The organism is Rhodoferax koreense (assembly GCF_001955695.1).
In the GTDB taxonomy this organism is placed as follows: Bacteria; Pseudomonadota; Gammaproteobacteria; order Burkholderiales; family Burkholderiaceae_C; genus Rhodoferax_B; species Rhodoferax_B koreensis.
In genome coordinates, this window is record NZ_CP019236.1 from 2,257,502 (window position 1) to 2,275,218 (window position 17,717).

Below are 17,717 nucleotides of genomic sequence, written 5' to 3' on the forward strand. Positions count from 1 at the left end.
ACGTGAAGGACGTGCCTGCCTTATTCCAGGGACACCGCGGAACGGGCTTTGCCCGGCCGCTGGTGTCGCCCCCTGCAAGGGGGTGGGCGGCTACACGCAGTGAGCCAACCTGGGGGTGTTACTTTTTACTCACGTGGACGAAGATTTCGTTGGGCTTGACCATGCCGAGTTCCATCCTGGCGCGTTCCTCGACCATCTCCAGGCCTTCCTTCAGGTCACGCACCTCGGCCGCCAGACGCTCGTTGGCCAGCTGGGCTTTGGCGTTGTTGGCTTTCTGCTGCTCCAGCTTTTGCTGCAGCTGGTTGACCTGCGGCACGCTGCCGCGGCCCAGCCAGAGCTGGGCGTGCAGCATCGCCAGCAAGGCGAGCAGGATCACCGGAACGACACGTGAGCCCATGAGCGCCTGCTACCTGCGAGTCAGCGAAGGTTGTAGAAGGCGGCGCGGCCAGGGTAGGTCGCGATGTCGCCCAGGTCTTCCTCGATGCGCAGCAGCTGGTTGTACTTGGCCATGCGGTCCGAACGGCTCAGCGAACCGGTCTTGATCTGGCCGGCATTGGTGCCCACCGCGATGTCGGCGATCGTCGAGTCTTCGGTTTCGCCCGAACGGTGGCTGATCACGGCGGTGTAGCCCGCGCGCTTGGCCATTTCGATGGCGGCGAAGGTTTCCGTCAAGGTGCCGATCTGGTTGATCTTGATCAGGATCGAATTGCCGATGTGCTTGTCGATGCCTTCCTGCAGGATCTTGGTGTTGGTGACGAACAGGTCGTCGCCCACCAGCTGCACCTTCTTGCCCAGGCGCTCGGTGATGTGTTTCCAGCCATCCCAGTCGCCTTCGGCCATGCCGTCCTCGATGCTGATGATCGGGTACTTGTCGCACCAGCTCGCCAGCATGTCGGTCCATTGCTCGGCCGACAGCTTGATGCCGCCTTCGCCTTCGAGCACGTACTGGCCGTCCTTGTAGAACTCGCTGGCCGCGCAATCCAGGCCGAGCACGATCTGTTCGCCCGCGGTGTAGCCCGCGGCGGCAATGGCTTCCAGGATCAGCTGGATCGCGGCTTCATGGCTTTCGACGCTGGGGGCGAAGCCGCCTTCGTCGCCCACGGCGGTGCTGATGTGGCGGTCGTTCAGGATCTTCTTGAGTGCGTGGAACACCTCGGCGCCGTAGCGCAGGGCTTCGCGGAAGCTCGGCGCGCCGATCGGGATGATCATGAATTCCTGGATGTCCAGGCTGTTGTTGGCATGGGCGCCACCGTTGATGACGTTCATCATCGGCACCGGCATCTGCATGCTGCCCATGCCGCCGAAGTAGCGGTACAGCGGCAGGCCGGCTTCCTCGGCGGCGGCGCGGGCCACGGCCATCGAGACGGCCAGCATGGCGTTGGCGCCGAGGCGGCTCTTGTTCTCGGTGCCGTCCAGGTCGATCAGCGTCTTGTCGAGGAAGGCCTGTTCCGAAGCGTCCAGGCCGAGCACGGCTTCGGAGATCTCGGTGTTGATGTGTTCCACCGCCTTGAGCACGCCCTTGCCGAGGTAGCGGCTCTTGTCGCCGTCGCGCAGTTCGATGGCTTCACGCGAGCCGGTGGACGCGCCAGACGGCACGGCCGCACGGCCCATCACGCCGGATTCCAGCAGCACGTCGCATTCCACGGTGGGATTGCCGCGGCTGTCCAGGATCTCGCGGCCGACGATGTCAACAATTGCACTCATTGCTTTTTCTTTCAGAGCTAAAAAATCAGAACCGGCGTGTGGTTTCGAATCAGACGCCTTCGACCAACACCATGCGCATCACCGCGATGCCCTTGCGGGCCTGGCGTGCCTTGTCGTATTCGGCCGAATCGTTGAAGGCCTTGGCGGCCTCGAACGTCGGGAACTTGAGGATGACGATGCGCTCGGGCGTCCAGTCGCCTTCGAGCACCTCGATCTTGCCACCCCGAACGCAGACTTCGGCGCCATGCGCCTTCATGGCCGCGGACGACCACTTCTTGTATTCCTCGTACTGCTCGGCATCGTGGACTTGCACGTTGGCGATGATGTAGGCGCTGGTCATTCGAAGTTGGTCTCCAGGAACGGGGTCTTTTTCGTCACGGCATCGAGCGCCACCAGGGTTTCGAGCAGCGCCTTCATGTGTTTCAAGGGCACGGCGTTCGGGCCGTCGCTCATCGCCACCGCGGGGTTGGGATGGGTTTCCATGAACAGCCCGGCCACGCCCACGGCCACGGCCGCACGCGCCAGCACCGGCACCATCTCGCGCTGGCCACCGGAACTCGTGCCCTGGCCGCCGGGCAGCTGCACCGAATGCGTGGCGTCGAAGACCACCGGTGCGTTCGTCTCGCGCATGATGGACAGGCTGCGCATGTCGCTCACCAGGTTGTTGTAGCCGAAGCTGGCGCCGCGTTCGCAGGCCATGAAGTTGTCCTCGTTCAGGCCTTTTTCGCGCGCGGCGGCGCGGGCCTTGTCGATCACGTTCTTCATGTCGTGCGGCGCGAGGAACTGGCCCTTCTTGATGTTCACCGGCAGGCCCGACTGGGCCACGGCACGGATGAAATCGGTCTGGCGGCACAGGAAGGCGGGCGTCTGCAGCACGTCGACCACGCCGGAAACCTGCGCGATCTGCGATTCGTCGTGGATGTCGGTCAGCACCGGCACGCCGAGTTCGCGCTTCACCTTGGCCAGGATCTCCAGGCCACGGTCGATGCCCGGGCCGCGGAAGGTGTTGCCGCTGCTGCGGTTGGCCTTGTCGAAGCTGCTCTTGAAGATGAACGGGATGCTGAGGGCCGAGGTGATTTCCTTGAGCGTTCCGGCCACGTCCATTTGCAACTGTTCGGACTCGATGACACACGGGCCCGCGATGAGGAAGAAAGGCTTGTCCAGGCCGATGTCGAAACCACAAAGCTTCATGCTGTGACGACCTCGACGGCCGGCAGCGCCGTGGCTTGCTTCTGATGATCGAGCGAAGCGCGAATGAAGGCGTTGAACAGCGGGTGGCCGTCCCATGGCGTGGACTTGAACTCGGGGTGGAACTGCACGCCGACGAACCACGGATGCAGGCTTTGCGGCAACTCCACCATCTCGGTGAGCTGTTCGCGCTGCGTGAGCGCCGAGATCACCAGGCCTGCGCTGCGCAGGCGGTCGAGGTAGTTCACGTTGGCCTCGTAACGGTGGCGGTGGCGCTCGGTGACCACGTCGCCGTAGATGCTGTGGGCCAGGGTGTTGGGGGCGACGTCGGAGCTCTGCGCGCCCAGGCGCATGGTGCCGCCGAGGTCGGACTTCTCGTTGCGGGTCTTGATCGTGCCGTCGGCATCCTTCCACTCGGTGATGAGGGCGATGACGGGGTTCGGCGTGTCCGGTTCGAACTCGGTGCTGTTGGCGTCCTTCAGGCCGGCCACGTGGCGGGCGAATTCGATGGTGGCGACCTGCATGCCCAGGCAGATGCCGAGGTAGGGCATCTTGTGCTCGCGGGCGAAGCGTGCCGCGCAGATCTTGCCTTCGATGCCGCGCTTGCCGAAGCCGCCGGGCACCAGAATCGCATCGAACTGGTCGAGCCGCGACACGCTTTGCGGCGTGATGGTCTCCGAATCGATGTATTCGATCTTGACCTTGACGTGGTTCTTCATGCCAGCGTGGCGCAGCGCTTCGTTGAGCGACTTGTAGCTGTCCGACAGGTCCACGTACTTGCCGACCATGGCGATGCTGACCTGGCCCTGCGGGTGTTCGGTCTCGTAGACCAGCGCGTCCCAGCGCTTGAGGTTGGCCGGCGGCGTGTTCAGCCGCAGCTTGTCGCAGATCAGCCCGTCCAGGCCTTGCTCGTGCAGGATGCGCGGCACCTTGTAGATGGTGTCCACGTCCCACATCGAGATCACGCCCCATTCGGGGACGTTGGAGAACAGAGAGATCTTGGAGCGTTCGTCCTGCGGCACGGGGCGGTCGGCGCGGCAGATCAGCGCGTCGGCCTGGATGCCGATCTCGCGCAGCTGCTTGGCCGTGTGCTGGGTCGGCTTGGTCTTGAGTTCGCCGGCCGCGGCGATCCACGGCAGGTAGCTCAGGTGCACGAAGGCCGTGTTGTTCGGGCCGAGCTTCAGGCTCATCTGGCGCACGGCCTCCAGGAAGGGCAGGGACTCGATGTCGCCGACCGTGCCGCCGATCTCGACGATGGCCACGTCGACCGCATCGGGTTCACCCACGCGCGCGCCGCGCTTGATGAATTCCTGGATCTCGTTGGTCACGTGCGGGATCACCTGCACGGTCTTGCCGAGGTAGTCGCCGCGGCGCTCCTTGTCGAGCACGCTCTGGTAGATCTGGCCGGTGGTGAAGTTGTTGCTGCGACGCATGCGCGTTTCGACGAAACGCTCGTAGTGGCCCAGATCGAGGTCGGTCTCGGCGCCGTCGTCGGTGACGAAGACTTCGCCATGCTGCAGCGGCGACATGGTGCCCGGATCCACGTTGAGGTACGGGTCCAGCTTGATCAAAGTGACTTTGAGGCCTCGCGACTCCAAAATCGCAGCGAGGGAGGCTGAGGCGATTCCCTTGCCCAGGGAAGACACCACACCGCCGGTGACGAAGACAAATTTGGTCATGTCGGGGGTCGGGAATCAATCCCAAGGAGGTGGTAAACGGAGATTATAGGGGGCCGTCAAGGCCCTTCTTCGCAGGTAGGCTACATTGCGGCGAATGGATACGAACAATCTTCCGGCGGTGGCCGGCGACCTCGCGGGCCGGCACATCGTGCTCGGCCTCTCCGGCGGCATCGCCTGCTACAAGTCGGCCGAGCTGTGCCGGCTGCTGATCAAGCAGGGCGCAACGGTGCAGGTGGTGATGACCGAGGCCGCCGAGCAGTTCATCACGGCCGTGACCATGCAGGCGCTGAGCCTGCGCACGGTGTACGGCTCGCAGTGGGATGCGCGCGAGCCGAACAACATGCCGCACATCAACCTCAGCCGCGAGGCCGACGCCATCCTCATCGCGCCGTGCAGTGCCGATTTCGCGGCGCGTTTGGCGCAGGGCCGCTCCGACGAGTTGCTGAGCCTGCTGTGCCTGGCGCGGCCGATCGACCAGGTGCCGCTGTTGATCGCACCCGCTATGAACCGCGAGATGTGGGCGCACCCGGCCACGCAGCGCAACCTGGCACAGCTGCAGGCCGACGGCGCGGTGCTGCTCGGCGTGGGCAGCGGCCTGCAGGCCTGCGGCGAGACCGGCGACGGCCGCATGCTCGAGCCGGCGCAGTTGCTCGATGACCTCATCGCCTTCTTCGCGCCCAAGCCGCTCGCGGGCCAGCATGTGCTGGTCACCGCCGGACCGACCTACGAGGCCATCGACCCGGTGCGCGGCATCACCAACCTCTCGAGCGGCAAGATGGGCTTTGCCATCGCGCGCGCGGCCGTGGAAGCCGGTGCCCAGGTGACGCTGGTGGCGGGCCCGGTCGGTTTGCCGACGCCGCGTGGTGTCAAGCGCGTGGACGTGAAATCAGCACAAAACATGCTCGCAGCGGTGATGCATGCTGCGTCGGCTGCTACGGTCTTCATAGCGGCCGCAGCCGTGGCCGACTGGCGGCCCGCCAACCCGGCCGAGCAGAAGATCAAGAAGGACGGCTCGGGCCGGCCGCCCGAACTGCAATTTGTCGAGAACACCGACATCCTGGCCACCGTGGCGCAGTCGGCACGCGCGCAGAGCGGCGCCTTGTTCTGCGTCGGCTTCGCCGCCGAAAGCCAGAATCTGCTGGCCAACGCCCAGGCCAAACGCGCGCGCAAGGACGTGCCGCTGCTGGTGGGCAACATCGGCCCGGCCACTTTCGGGCAGGACGACAATGCCTTGCTGCTGGTCGATGCCCAGGGCGCGCAGGAATTGCCGCGCGCGAGCAAACGCAGCCTGGCGCAGGCGCTGGTGGCACAAATCGCCGCGCGCCTGCACGTCGAGCCGCCCCGGTCGCGGGCCTCGAACGCGGAGCGCGCCGCATGAAGCTCTCCGCCGAAACACCGCCCGATGGCGACTTCGTGCGTTACCTCGAAGCGCTGGAGCGGAGTTCGCCGGCCTACCAGGCCCTGCGCCCGACAGTCGCCGAAGCCAACCCTGACGCCGTGCCGCGGGGCCGGCCGCGCGCCGTTGCCGCCGAGCCGCTGGCCAACCTGAAAACCGCGGCCCTGCGACAGTCGCCGGCCGTGCGCAACCTGGCCCTGCCTTTGCTGCAGCGGCTGGAGCAGGCGCTCGCGGCCGCGGCCAAGAAGCAGCAACACCGCTGACACCCAACCGATCGCCTGCGGGCGATGACTGAAAATCCGAAGCATGAAAATCGACGTGAAGATCCTGGACGCCCGCATGGCGGACCAACTACCCGCCTATGCCACACCCGGCAGCGCCGGCCTCGACCTGCGCGCCTGCCTGGACGCGCCGCTCACGCTGGCGCCCAACGCCTGGCAGCTCGTGCCCACCGGCATCGCCATCTACCTCAAGGATCCAGGTTATGCCGCGCTGATCCTGCCGCGCTCCGGCCTGGGCCATAAGCACGGCATCGTGCTGGGCAACCTGGTCGGGCTGATCGACAGCGACTACCAGGGCCAGTTGATGGTAAGCGCCTGGAACCGCAGCCCCACGGCCTTCACCATCGAACCGATGGAAAGGCTGGCGCAACTGGTGATCGTGCCGGTGGTGCAGGCTGAGTTCAACGTGGTCAACGAATTCGCCGCCTCGCAGCGCGGCGAGGGCGGCTACGGTTCCACGGGCAAGGCCTGAATCAGACCGCGCCCTTGGGCAGCTTGAACATGCCGGTTTCCAGGCTGGCGATGTGTGCGAGCACATCCTCGTGCGAAACCACGTCGGCGTATTTGGCATGCATGTCGGCCAGGTTCACGGCATGGTTGGCCTGGGCGCGGTCGAAACAGCCGTCGGCGATCACGGCGACGCGGAAATTGCGGCTGAAGGCGTCGATGACTGTGGCGCGTACGCAGCCCGAGGTGGTGGTGCCGACGACGTAGACGGAGTCGCAGCCGAGCAATTGCAGATAGGCGTGCAGGTTGGTGCCGAAGAAGCCGGAGGGCTTCTGTTTCAGCACGACGATGTCCTGCGCCTGCGGTGCGATCGCGCTGACGATTTCGTTGCCGTCCGGCAAGCCCGCGCTGGCCTGCTCGACGACGGATTTGTTGGCTTCGTCGACGCGTTCGTTCTTCCAGCCCCAGCTGCCCATGTCCCATTTGTCGTCGCGCACGACGCCGGTGGTGTAGATCACCGGCAGGCCTTTGGCGCGGCAGGCCTGGGCGACCTTGTCGATGACGGGAATCGCGTCCCAGGCCACGGCGCCACAGGAGTTGGGCCAAGTCTTGATGGATTCGAGCACCGGCTCGGCCTTTTGGCCGCAGAAGGCCCAGGAGACGTCGATGACGAGGAAGGCGGGACGTTTGCCGAAGCCGCCGACGGCGCCGAAGCCGGAGGCCTTGAAGACTTCGCGGTCACGCTCGGTGAGAAAAGGGGTCCAGAGTTCGCTGTGGTCCATGGTGTTGCCTTGTTGGGGGTGGCGGGCTGGTGTTCAGTACCAGACGGTGTTGGTGTCGATGCCTTCGCCGGTAGGCAGGTCGAACTGGCCTTCGGGATAACTGGCCAGATGGTCCAGCACCTGATTCGAATGCAGCACGTTGGCGTATTTGGCGTTCATGTCGCACAGGTTGATGGCGTGGCTGGCCTGGGAGCGGTCGAAGCAGGCGTCTTCGACCACGGTGCTGCGGAAATTCAGCGAGAAGGCATCGAGCACGGTGGCGCGCACACAGCCCGAAGTGGTGGTGCCGGTGACGATGATGGAGTCGCAGCCGAGCAGTTGCAGATAGCTTTCCAGCGGCGTGCCGTAGAAGCCGGACGGCTTCTCCTTGCGCAGCACCAGGTCGCGCGGGCCAGGCTTGATCTCCTCGACGATGGTGTTGCCGTCCAGGCCGAGTGCGGTCTTGGGCGGGGCTTCCTTGCGGCGGCCGTTCTTCCAGGCCCAGGAGCCGGCCGTCCAGCCGTCGGCGCGGCTGGTGCCGGTGGTGTAGATGACGGGAATGCCCTTGGCGCGGCTGACCTCGATGAGCTTTTGCAGCACGGGCATGGCCTCCCAGCCGTCCTCGCCGCAGGCGGTGCGCCACTTCTTGATGGATTCGAGAATCGGCATGGGCTCCTCGCCGGCGAAGGCGTAGCTCACGTCGATGACCAGCAGCGCCGGGCGCTTGCCCCAGGCAGCGAGGGCACCGTAGCCGGAGGCCTTGAATACGGCCTTGTCCTGTTCGGTCAGAAATTTGTCCCAGATGCGTTCAGTCATTGGAGGCTTTCGTTGAGTTGAGGAGGAGGGAAGGGGCGAAGGGGATTGGGAAAGTCAGGGCGCGGCCGTGGCGCTGGCGGTTCGTGCCGTGCGTTGCATGGCCCATGCGAAGGCCAGCGCTGCGAGTGCGACGAGGGCGGCGTTGACCATCAGCGCGCTGCCATGGCCGGTGCGCAAAAGCTGGATGACGCCGCCGAGGAAGACCGGCCCGCAGACGAAGCCGAGGTCGCCGCCGAAACGCAGCGCGCCCATGGTCGCGCCGAACTGACCGCCCGGTGCATGGTTGGCGGCATGGGCCGCCACGGCCGGCGCGACGAAGCTACCGGCGATGCCCAACAGCGCCGTGCCCAGCCAGAAAACGGGCACCGTGGGCGCCGTCGCCACCGTGACCAGTGCGCCGGCAGTCAGGGCCGAGGAGGCCAGGATGATGCGGGCGTTGCCGAAGCGGTCGCCAAGTGTGCCGACCCAGGGCAGCACCAGCAGGTTGATGAGCGAAGAAAGTGCGAGCGCAGCGCCGATCTGGCTCGCGCTCAGGCCGAAGCGGCTGCTGCCGAGCAGCGGCAGCACCGTCCACTGCCCGCCGGAGCGCGAGAAGAAGATGGCGAAGTTGACCGCGAAGAGCATCAGCAACGGCAGCATGGAGATGACCGCGACCAGCGCGCCGAGACCGTGGGCCGAAGCACGCACTGCGGGGTGTGTGATTTGTGGGTGGGGATGTCGGCCGTGCGTCTCGGGCATGCGCAGCAGCACATAGGCCGCGGTGCCCAGTGCGATGGCGGCTGAAATCCAGAAGGTGAAGCGCGGGCCCCACAGGTCGGCGCTCACGCCGCCGATGGCCGGGCCGAGGCCGCCACCGGTCAGCACGGCGGCCTGGTACAGCGCCATGACGCGGCCGCGCGTGGCGGGCGTGGAGATGTCGGCGCAGACGATGGCGGCCACCGTCATGTAGATGCCGGAGCCGATGCCCTGCACGAAACGGAACGCCACGAGCGTATCGAAGTCGTGGGTCAATGCGGCGCCGACCGACGCGATGCCGGCGGCGAGCGGCCCGAGCCATAGCCACAGGCGCCGGCCCTGTTTTTCGGCGAGCAAGCCCGCGGGAATGTCGGCCAGCAGGCGGCCGATGCCGAAGACGGTGATGACGAAGCCGATGGCGATCTCGCTGACGCCGAAGGAGCTGGCGTAGAGGGAGAGCATGGGTGCCATCGCGCCGTTCATGACCATGTGGCCGGCGACGCTCAGCATGACGACCACGAGGGCCGGCTGCGCGCGCAGGATCTGGCGGTAGGTGGTGGCGCTGGGGTCTGGTGGTACGGAAAAGCTGGACGGCATGCTGGGACGTTTGGGCGTGGCGGGGCCTTGCCGCCCCGGTGGGGCCGCAAGGGAAAGGAGGGGTCAGGGGCAGATGGGCAGGCGCGGATGACCGACTTGGTCAGCGCGCCTGCCTGCGGCTCATGCGGGCGCGTTCAGCTCACGAAGCGCATGTCGATGATCTCGGTGTAGGCGACATCGGTCTTCAGGATGTTGGCCGCGCGCACGACCTTGGAGCCGGTGGTCCAGGCGCCAGGGGCGATCCTGCCGTCCTTGCTCCAGATGCTGTCGGCGAACGAGCGGTCGATGGTGGCCTTCATGTCGTCCAGGGCCATGGTGGGGAATTCCTTTTTGGCGATTTCGGCCGCCATGGCCGGGTTGGCATAGGTGGCCTTCAGGCCTTTGACAACGGCGCGCACGAAGCCGGCGACGACCTGCGGTTCGGTGTCGATGGACTCCTTGCGCACGTTCAGGGTGGAGTAGGCGTAGTCGCCGAGCTCCATCGGGATGTTGAAGAAGGGTTCGTCCCACAGGCCTTCGCGCACGCCGCGCGTGAGCAGCGGCTCGGTCACTACGGCCACGTCAGCAGCGCCGGCCTTGATGGCGGCCAGGCCCGCGGCGACACTGAGTTCCTGCAATTCGACATCCGTGGCCTGCAGGCCCCATTCCTTGATCAGGTAACGCGTGATGGAATTGGGTGTGCCGCCATAGAAGCCGGTCGCGATGCGCTTGCCCTTCATGTAGGCGCCGTAGTTCTTGTCCTTGGGGCTTGTGCCCTTGCGCGCAACGAGGTAGACGTTGCCACGATTCACCACGTTGACGACCGCACGCAGCTCGGCACCCTTGGCCTTGGCGAAGGCGTTGTGTTCCGGGCCGCCGATGAAGGCGAAGGCCTGCTTGGTCAGCACGGCGTTGGTATGGCCGGAGCCGCTTTCCACGGTGAGGACCTTCAGGTTGATCTTCTCTTCGGTGAAGTAGCCCTGGTTGAGCGCCACGTAGAGCGGCAGGTAACCGGTGGAGTGGACGGGCTCGGCCACGACGAGCTCGGTCATGCCGGACTGGGCGCGGGCCAGGCCCGGCAGGGCGACGGCGGCGGCCAGGCCCAGTGAGCCTCCGAGCGTGTGCTGAGCGAAACGGCGGCGGCTGATGTTGTGCATGGTGATGTTCCTGGAAGGTGATGAGATGGCGAAAGGAAAGGTCGCAGGGATGGCGTTCGGCTTCAGCGCTTGACGTGTTTGAGCAGCACCTTTTCGAGCCACGACACGGCGAGGTACATGGCGATCGAAAGGCACGACAACACCAGTACGGCGACCCAGACGAGGGCGATCTCGTAGGTCTGGCCGGCGTACAGAATGGCGCGGCCCAGGCCGTGTTGCGAGGAGATGAATTCGCCGACGATGGCGCCAGTCAGCGCCAGGCCGATGTTCACGCGCAGCACCGAGATGCCCCAGGGCAGCACGGACGGCACGACGACGTTGCGAAACACCTGCCAACGCGAGGCGCCCATGGAATACATCAGCCGCGTGAGGTCCGCATCGACCGACTTCACGCCGGAAAAGGTGGTCAAGGTGGAGACGACGACAGTCAGTGCCACGGCGATGGCGATCTTGGACGATACGCCGATGCCGAACATCAGGATGATCAGCGGCGCCAGCGCCAGCTTGGGTATGGACTCGAAGCAGATGATGTAGGGCTGCGCGAAGTTGGCGTAGTTGCGCGACCACCAGAAGGACAGGCCGATCAGGCTGCCGGCGCTGGTGCCGAGGACGAAGCCGACGATGGCAGCGCGGAAGGTGAACCAGATGTCGGTCCAGGCGTCGCCAGCGGTGAAGAAGATCTTCAGCATGGCGTAGATGTCGGTGGGCTTGGACCAGAAAAACGGGTCCAGCCATTTCTGGATGGTGGCCAGTTCCCAGAAGCCGAGCGCAGCCACCAGCGTGACGAGCTGGAGCGCGACGGAAAACCAGGCCGGCCAGACCCGCTCGGCCGGCAGCTTGCGCAGCCTGATCTGAGCCATCTTCGGTTTGGGCGGGGGCTGATGCTGCGGCGCGGAGGCAAGCTTGGGCGGGGCGGGGACGGCCGCGTGGGCACCGACGGCGAGCAGTGAGGGGTCAGCAACATTCATGGCGATGAGATACCTTGGAGTTTGTGGAGCGCGCGTCTTCGATGAGGTCGGCCGCGGGCGGCTCAGTGCGACTGAACCTCGGCCTCATCCTCGAAGTGGCCGAGCAGATTGAGGCATTCGGACTTCATCTCGCGGAAATCGCGGCTCAGCGTGATCGAGCGCGGGCGTGGCCGCTCGATGGGCACGTTGAGATGCGAGATCACCCGGCCCGGGCGGGCGGCCATCACGTAGATCTCGTCGGAGAGATAGACGGCTTCTTCCACGTCGTGCGTGACGAAGATCACCGTCTTCTGGAAGTCCTGCCAGATCTGCAGCAGCCATTCCTGCATGTGGGAACGGGTCTGCGCGTCGAGCGCGCCAAAAGGTTCGTCGAGCAGGATCACGTCGCTGTCGAACAACAGGGTGCGCAACAGCGCGGCCCGCTGGCGCATACCGCCCGACAACGTGCCGGGATAGGCGTCGGCAAAGCCGCCGAGGCCGTATTTCTCGAGGAAGGGCATGGCGTAGTTCCTGGCCTCTTTGCGCGCGACGCCGCGCACCTCCAGCCCGAGCACGATGTTGTCGATCACGGTGCGCCAGGGGAACAGCAGGTCTTTCTGCAGCATGTAGCCAACCGCACCGACCATGCCGGTGGATTCGCGGCCGTTGATGATGACCTCGCCATCGGACGGCTGCTGCAAGCCGGCGACGATATTGAAGATGGTGCTTTTGCCGCAGCCCGAGGGGCCGATCAGGCTGATGAATTTGCCGGCCTCGATCCGTATCGTGACCTTTTCGAGCGCGGTGAAGATGCCGCCATCCGGCCGGGGAAACTGCTGCGAAACGCCGCTGAGTTCGACTTTGATCTGTGCCACACCATCTCCGAAGAATGAGTCTGCACCGGTGTCCCGCATGGGTTCATGCGGTCTCGCACCGGGCATGGCTTCATCGTAGGCAGGGGCTCTTGGCGCGGCAACGCTCGAAAATGTATAGGCTCAATTCATCAAATAAATAGAGGTCCGCCGGGGATCGGGCTATCGCCCAACACATCGGCCGCACCATGGCCGAGGTCGTCGCCCGGCTCATTGGCGGCTTCTACCGCGCTGGTCGCTGCCATGCGCTGTGCGAAGTCGGTGAACAGTCCGGCGATCTGGTTGCGCAGCCAGCGGTGGCCGGGGTCGTGCTGGTTGCGTTCATGCCAGAACTGGTGCACATGCAGGCGCCCCGTCTCGAAGGGCAAGGCGCAGATGCGGAAGGCGCGGCGGTGCGGCAGACGCTGGTACCAGCTCATGGGCACGGCGGCGATGAGGTTGGTCTTCTCCAGCGTGGCTGCGACGGATGCGGTGCTGGAGACTTTGAGCACGATGGGCCGCTCGGAGGCCTTCTTGAGCAAGGCGCGCCGCACCAGCATCTCGCTTTGGAAGGTCTCGGCGAAGGCCAACTGCGGTGTGGCAAGAAACTGGTCCATGCTCAGCGGGCCGACCATCGGATGTCCGCGCCGCATGATGCAGACCAGAGAGTCGTCGTAGAGGTGCCGCTGCACGAACTGGCCCGATGGCAGGCGGCCGATGGCCAGGTCGGCGGTGTTGTCTTCGAGCGCTTCGCGGTATTGCTCGCGCGGCAGGGTCAGCGCCACCACCTTCACCTGGGGTGCCAGTCGTTGGAGCGTTCCGATTAGGTCCGGCAGGAACTGCAGTTCACCGAAGGTCGTCTGCATCACACGAAAGGTGCGCGACGAGGTGGCCGGCTCGAACGAAGCGCGCTGCTCGAAGGTCTCCTTGATGGTGTTCAGCGCTTCGGAGACCGGGGTGAACAGATCGAGCGCGAAAGAAGTCGGCTCCATGCCATTCGAGGTGCGCACGAACAGCGGGTCCTGGCAATGGGTGCGCAGACGGTTCAACGCATTGCTGGTGGCGGATTGCGTCAGGCCCAGCCGGGCGCCAGCGGCCGTGATGCTTTTTTCGTTCATGACCGTGACGAACACTTTGAGCAGGTTAAGGTCCACGCTCGGAAGATTCACTTCATCAACATGCATAAAAGGGCGTCCGTACCGTCGGTGCGGGGCCCGCCGGTATGCGGGTCCGTTTCGCAAGCGACACGGCCGGGACGCAAAAAACGCGCCATCGGCGATCGGATGCGGGCCATCGTCGCGCTGCGTCACATGGCCCCGGCCAACGCCGGCCTTCGCTGTGCAGGCGTCAGTGCAGCGTGCCGCTGGCCGGTGTGCCCGTCTGCACCTTGAAGAAGCCCGTGCCCGCCGTGCCGCTGCCGATTTCCTCTTCGGTGGCTTCGCGCACGCCGTTTACCGTGAGGTGCAGCCGCAGCGCGATGCCCGAAAGCGGATGGTTGCCGTCGAGTACCACGTGTTCGGGATAGATGTCCGTCACGACGTACAGGCGGTCTTTCGGGATGTCGGGATTCACGCCCTGAGGCAGGGCCTGGCCGTCGAAACTCATGCCTTCCTCGAGCACGGCCGGAAACAGCGCGCGCGCCTCGAGGAAGATCAACTGGTCGTTGAAATCGCCGAACGCGTCTTCGGGTTCGAGGTGCAGGTCGAGCTGGTCGCCCACCACGTGGCCCTGTAGCGCCTCCTCGACCTTCTTCAGCAGGTCATCGCCGCCGACCACGAATTCCACCGGGTCGTTGAGCACGTCGAGGTCTTCGCCGAGGGTGTCTTTGAGTGTCCAGGTCAGGGCCACGACACATTGAGGGGTGATTTCCATAACGGGAATGGCCGCGGAGGCGGCGCGTTGAACGAGTTGTCCCGATTGTAGGCAGCGCGGCCGTGGCCGGCGGCAGGAGGGAGAATCGGCCGTTCATCGACAAAAAGAAAGCAGAACGATCCCATGGATATCTCAACCGGCCTGCCGCTGCTCGGCGGCCTGAGCCCGCAGCAGTTCATGAAGCGCCATTGGCAGAAGAAGCCGCTGCTGATCCGCCAGGCCGTGCCCGGCCTCAAGCCGCTGCTCGACCGCGCGGCCCTGTTCGACCTGGCCGGCGATGAGGCGGTGGAGTCGCGCCTGGTGCAGCAGGTGGGCACCAGCTGGAAGCTGCGCCAGGGCCCATTCATGCGGCGCGCGTTGCCGCCGGTGAAGCAGCCCGGCTGGACGCTGCTGGTGCAGGGCGTGGACCAGCACGTCGATGCGGTGCACGCGCTGCTGCAGCAGTTTCGCTTCGCGCCCGACGCGCGGCTCGACGACCTGATGATCAGCTACGCCAGCGACGGCGGCGGCGTCGGCCCGCATTTCGACAGCTACGACGTCTTCCTGCTGCAGGCCCACGGACGGCGGCGCTGGCGCATCGGCCGACAGAAGGACCTGAGCCTGGTCGACGGCGCGCCGCTGAAGATCCTGGCCAATTTCGAGCCCGAGCAGGAATTCGTGCTCGAGCCCGGTGACATGCTCTACCTGCCGCCGCGTTATGCCCACGACGGCGTGGCCGAAGGCGAATGCATGACGTATTCCATCGGATTCCGCGCGCCCAAGCGCGGCGAACTCGCGCGTGAACTGCTGCAGCGCATGGGCGACGAGGCCGACGAGGTGCTGGGCGAGGTCCTGTACAGGGACCCGGCGCAGCCGGCCGTGGACGCGCCGGCTGCGATTCCCGAGGCCCTGCAGGGCTTCGCGCGCGGCACGCTCGAGGCGCTGCTGGCCGATCCGCTGGCGCTGGCCTGCGCGCTGGGTGAAGTCCTGACCGAGCCCAAGGCCAACCTGTGGTTCGACGGCGGCGACGAGCCGGTCGACGTCGCCTCGGGTTTGACCCTGGACCGCCGCACCCGCATGATGTATGACGCGCAGCACGTGTTCATCAACGGCGAGAGTTACCGCGCGGGCGGCCGCGACGCCAGCCTGATGCGCCGGCTCGCCGATCGGCGGCTGCTGACCGCTGCCGACCTGGTGCGCGCCAGCGACGATGCCCGCGAATTGCTGGCCTCGTGGTGTGCATCGGGATGGGCGCACGCGACCCGGTAAACCTCAAGGAACGTCAAGGAGTTCGCATGGACGAGGCATCACTTTCCACGCCGCTGCCCAATGGCCGCTTCGAGGGCCGCGCAGCCTTTCAGCAACTGCTGCGCGACGCGCTGTGCCAGGCTGCCCATCAGGGCTGGCGCGAGATCACCGTCTGCGATTCGAACTTCGAGGACTGGCCGCTCGGCGAGCGCGCCGTGGTCGACGCCCTGCAGGCCTGGGCCGGATCGGGCCGCAAGTGGACCATGCTCGCCGACAGTTTCGATGCCGTCACCAGGCGCCACCCGCGCTTCGTGAACTGGCGCCGTACCTGGTCGCACCTGATCGACTGCCGCGCCGTACCGGGCCATGCGCGCCGCGCCGATCCGTCGAGCCTGCCGAGTTGCCTGATCGGGCCGTCCTGGGTGATGCGCCGGCTCGATCTGGAGCACTGCACCGGCATCAGTGGCGACGAGCCGCGTCGGCGCGTCGATCTGCAGGAAAGCCTCAACGAATGGCTGCGCCGCAGCAGCCCGGCGTTCCCCGCAACGGTGCTCGGGCTGTAGCGACATGTGGCTTTTGCGCACCAGAGCAGGGCGCGCCGCGGCGGCTTCACTAAGGGTTAACAATCATTGCCAGGGCCGCCGGTTATAATTTCGGGCTGAGTTGAAAGAGCTCGAGTGCTTTCTCTCGGTCATCACAACAGGGTTGCGGTGACAGTTTCCGGAAATTGTTTTCCCTAAATAAAAGGAATTTTTGCAATGAACAAATCGCTTGTACTGGCAGCCCTGGTTGCCGCCGCTGCCCTGGCCGCCTGTGGTAAAAAAGAAGAGCCGGCTCCTGCGCCAGCACCTGCGCCTGTCGAAGCACCGGCTCCTGCAGCCGCACCGGCACCCGCACCGGCTCCTGAAGCCGCCGCTTCCGCTGCCACCGACGCCGCTTCCTCCGCTGGCGCTGCTGCTGCCTCCGCTGGCGCTGCGGCCACCGACGCCGCTTCCGCCGCTGGCGATGCGGCCAAGGCCGCCGGCGACGCTGCCAAGGCTGCGGCCGACGCTGCCAAGAAGTAATTCTTCAAGCGCTCTCCAAAAAGCCACCGCGAGGTGGCTTTTTTTCGTCTGGCGAGGAGGTCCGCGATCCGCCTACACGGCCAGCCAATCCGTGCCGTCGACCGGATGCGCCACCAGCATCTCCACGGCCGCGCAGGCGGACACCCCGGCCAGCGCGGCCAGCGCCAGATCGGGCCGGTTGTTCTGCTGGCTCAGATGGGCGGCCACGATCTTGCGCAGGCCGGTGCCTGCGACGGCTTCGGCAATCTCGGCCGCGGCTTGGTTGGCTAGGTGGCCATAGGGCCCGGCGACGCGCCGCTTGAGGAAGGGCGGATACCGCGAGGCACTGAGCAGTTCCGGGTCATGGTTGCATTCGAGCAGCAGGGTGTGACAGCCGGCCACATGCTCCAGCACGTGGCTGCTGGCATGGCCGAGGTCGGTCAACACGCCCATCCGTCCGGCGCCATCGGTGCAGCTGAGTTGCAACGGCTCGCGCGCATCGTGCGGCACGGTGAACGGCAGCACCTGCAATTCGCCCAGGTCGATGGGCTGGCTGTCGCGCGCGACGTGCAGCAGGCCGTCGAAATCGGCGAGTCCCATGCCGAGGTGGGTGCCCTGGCTCATCCACACCGGGATGCGGTAACGCAATGCCATCTGGCGCACGCAGCCGATGTGGTCGCTGTGTTCGTGGGTGATGAAGATCGCGTCGATCTCGTCGGCCTGCAGGCCGGCCTGGTTCAGGCGGAAATCGAGTTGGCGGATGCCGAGGCCGCAGTCGACGAGCAGTCGCTTCGTCTGGAGGCCATTGCCAGCTTCGATGACGGTGGCGTTGCCCGTGCTGCCGCTGCCGAGATTTTTAAAGCGGATCATCCGGTCTAAGGCATGTTGGGAACGCATGGGCCTGGTGCTTCGACAAGCTCAGCACGAACGGCGTAGGTGGCGAGCGTGTCTTACGCCAGGGATACCGCGGAACTGGCCCTTCGACAAGCTCAGGAGAGCCTTTGCCAGGCCGCAGGTGTTGCCCCCTGCAAGCCTGT

Annotated in this window: 20 protein-coding genes; 6 read left to right on the forward strand and 14 right to left on the reverse strand. The window is 65.7% G+C overall.

The window, feature by feature from the left end:
• Positions 1-118: 118 nt before the first annotated feature.
• Genes ftsB through RD110_RS10625 form a run of 5 tightly spaced genes read right to left on the reverse strand, consistent with a single transcriptional unit; the run spans position 119 to position 4,571 of the window.
• Positions 119-397: a cell division protein FtsB gene (gene ftsB, locus RD110_RS10605; protein WP_076199243.1), complete on the reverse strand. Its 279-nt coding sequence runs from the start codon at positions 395-397 to the stop codon at positions 119-121.
• Positions 398-417: 20 nt separating this feature from the next.
• Positions 418-1,704, reverse strand: coding sequence for a phosphopyruvate hydratase (gene eno / locus RD110_RS10610; protein WP_076199245.1), 1,287 nt, complete (start codon positions 1,702-1,704; stop codon positions 418-420).
• Between the two features lie 49 nt (positions 1,705-1,753).
• Positions 1,754-2,044 carry a DUF1330 domain-containing protein gene (locus RD110_RS10615; RefSeq protein WP_076199247.1) on the reverse strand — a complete coding sequence of 97 codons (291 nt, stop codon included), beginning with the start codon at positions 2,042-2,044 and terminating at the stop codon, positions 1,754-1,756.
• Positions 2,041-2,895, reverse strand: coding sequence for a 3-deoxy-8-phosphooctulonate synthase (gene kdsA, locus RD110_RS10620; protein ID WP_076199249.1), 855 nt, complete (start codon positions 2,893-2,895; stop codon positions 2,041-2,043). Before kdsA ends, RD110_RS10615 begins: the two co-directional genes overlap by 4 nt.
• Positions 2,892-4,571 carry a CTP synthase gene (locus RD110_RS10625; RefSeq protein WP_076199251.1) on the reverse strand — a complete coding sequence of 560 codons (1,680 nt, stop codon included), beginning with the start codon at positions 4,569-4,571 and terminating at the stop codon, positions 2,892-2,894. Before RD110_RS10625 ends, kdsA begins: the two co-directional genes overlap by 4 nt.
• Positions 4,572-4,665: 94 nt before the next feature.
• Here RD110_RS10625 and coaBC point away from each other — a divergent pair, with 94 nt between their 5' ends.
• The 3 genes from coaBC to dut are packed head-to-tail and all read left to right on the forward strand — an operon-like array spanning position 4,666 to position 6,720.
• The gene (gene coaBC, locus RD110_RS10630; RefSeq protein WP_076199253.1) at positions 4,666-5,949 is read left to right on the forward strand and encodes a bifunctional phosphopantothenoylcysteine decarboxylase/phosphopantothenate--cysteine ligase CoaBC; all 1,284 of its coding nucleotides are present in this window, start codon (positions 4,666-4,668) and stop codon (positions 5,947-5,949) included.
• Entirely contained in the window at positions 5,946-6,230 is a 285-nt protein-coding gene (locus RD110_RS10635; RefSeq protein ID WP_076199255.1) for a hypothetical protein, read from the forward strand. Before coaBC ends, RD110_RS10635 begins: the two co-directional genes overlap by 4 nt.
• A gap of 43 nt (positions 6,231-6,273) precedes the next feature.
• Positions 6,274-6,720 carry a dUTP diphosphatase gene (gene dut, locus RD110_RS10640; RefSeq protein ID WP_076199257.1) on the forward strand — a complete coding sequence of 149 codons (447 nt, stop codon included), beginning with the start codon at positions 6,274-6,276 and terminating at the stop codon, positions 6,718-6,720.
• Position 6,721: 1 nt separating this feature from the next.
• On the opposite strand, the gene RD110_RS10645 is transcribed toward dut, so the two are convergent.
• The 8 genes from RD110_RS10645 to RD110_RS10680 form a co-directional block, all read right to left on the reverse strand.
• Complete coding sequence (locus RD110_RS10645) at positions 6,722-7,477, reverse strand: isochorismatase family protein (protein WP_076199259.1); 756 nt, start codon at positions 7,475-7,477, stop codon at positions 6,722-6,724.
• Between the two features lie 33 nt (positions 7,478-7,510).
• Positions 7,511-8,272 carry a cysteine hydrolase family protein gene (locus tag RD110_RS10650; protein ID WP_076199261.1) on the reverse strand — a complete coding sequence of 254 codons (762 nt, stop codon included), beginning with the start codon at positions 8,270-8,272 and terminating at the stop codon, positions 7,511-7,513.
• Positions 8,273-8,326: 54 nt separating this feature from the next.
• The gene (locus tag RD110_RS10655; RefSeq protein ID WP_076199263.1) at positions 8,327-9,604 is read right to left on the reverse strand and encodes an MFS transporter; all 1,278 of its coding nucleotides are present in this window, start codon (positions 9,602-9,604) and stop codon (positions 8,327-8,329) included.
• Positions 9,605-9,738: 134 nt separating this feature from the next.
• Positions 9,739-10,740, reverse strand: coding sequence for an ABC transporter substrate-binding protein (locus RD110_RS10660; RefSeq protein ID WP_076199265.1), 1,002 nt, complete (start codon positions 10,738-10,740; stop codon positions 9,739-9,741).
• Positions 10,741-10,802: 62 nt separating this feature from the next.
• Positions 10,803-11,600 (reverse strand): ABC transporter permease, encoded by a 798-nt coding sequence (locus RD110_RS10665; RefSeq protein ID WP_076199267.1) that lies wholly within the window; start codon positions 11,598-11,600, stop codon positions 10,803-10,805.
• 170 nt (positions 11,601-11,770) lie between these two features.
• On the reverse strand, positions 11,771-12,562 hold the full coding sequence (locus tag RD110_RS10670) for an ABC transporter ATP-binding protein (protein ID WP_204250051.1): 792 nt from the start codon (positions 12,560-12,562) through the stop codon (positions 11,771-11,773).
• A 128-nt stretch (positions 12,563-12,690) separates the two neighbouring features.
• Entirely contained in the window at positions 12,691-13,692 is a 1,002-nt protein-coding gene (locus RD110_RS10675) for a LysR family transcriptional regulator (RefSeq protein ID WP_076199271.1), read from the reverse strand.
• Positions 13,693-13,885: 193 nt separating this feature from the next.
• A complete protein-coding gene (locus tag RD110_RS10680) occupies positions 13,886-14,410 on the reverse strand; it encodes an FKBP-type peptidyl-prolyl cis-trans isomerase (RefSeq protein WP_076199273.1) in 525 nt (174 codons plus the stop codon).
• 123 nt (positions 14,411-14,533) lie between these two features.
• Between RD110_RS10680 and RD110_RS10685 the strand changes: the two genes are divergently transcribed.
• From RD110_RS10685 to RD110_RS10695, 3 genes are all read left to right on the forward strand, one after another.
• A complete protein-coding gene (locus RD110_RS10685) occupies positions 14,534-15,658 on the forward strand; it encodes a JmjC domain-containing protein (protein ID WP_076199275.1) in 1,125 nt (374 codons plus the stop codon).
• A 26-nt stretch (positions 15,659-15,684) separates the two neighbouring features.
• Positions 15,685-16,200, forward strand: coding sequence for a hypothetical protein (locus tag RD110_RS10690; protein ID WP_076199277.1), 516 nt, complete (start codon positions 15,685-15,687; stop codon positions 16,198-16,200).
• Positions 16,201-16,395: 195 nt separating this feature from the next.
• Positions 16,396-16,701 (forward strand): hypothetical protein, encoded by a 306-nt coding sequence (locus RD110_RS10695; RefSeq protein WP_076199279.1) that lies wholly within the window; start codon positions 16,396-16,398, stop codon positions 16,699-16,701.
• A 72-nt stretch (positions 16,702-16,773) separates the two neighbouring features.
• Here the strand turns inward: RD110_RS10695 and RD110_RS10700 are convergent, their stop codons facing one another.
• A complete protein-coding gene (locus tag RD110_RS10700; protein WP_076199281.1) occupies positions 16,774-17,550 on the reverse strand; it encodes an MBL fold metallo-hydrolase in 777 nt (258 codons plus the stop codon).
• Between the last annotated feature and the right edge of the window lie 167 nt (positions 17,551-17,717).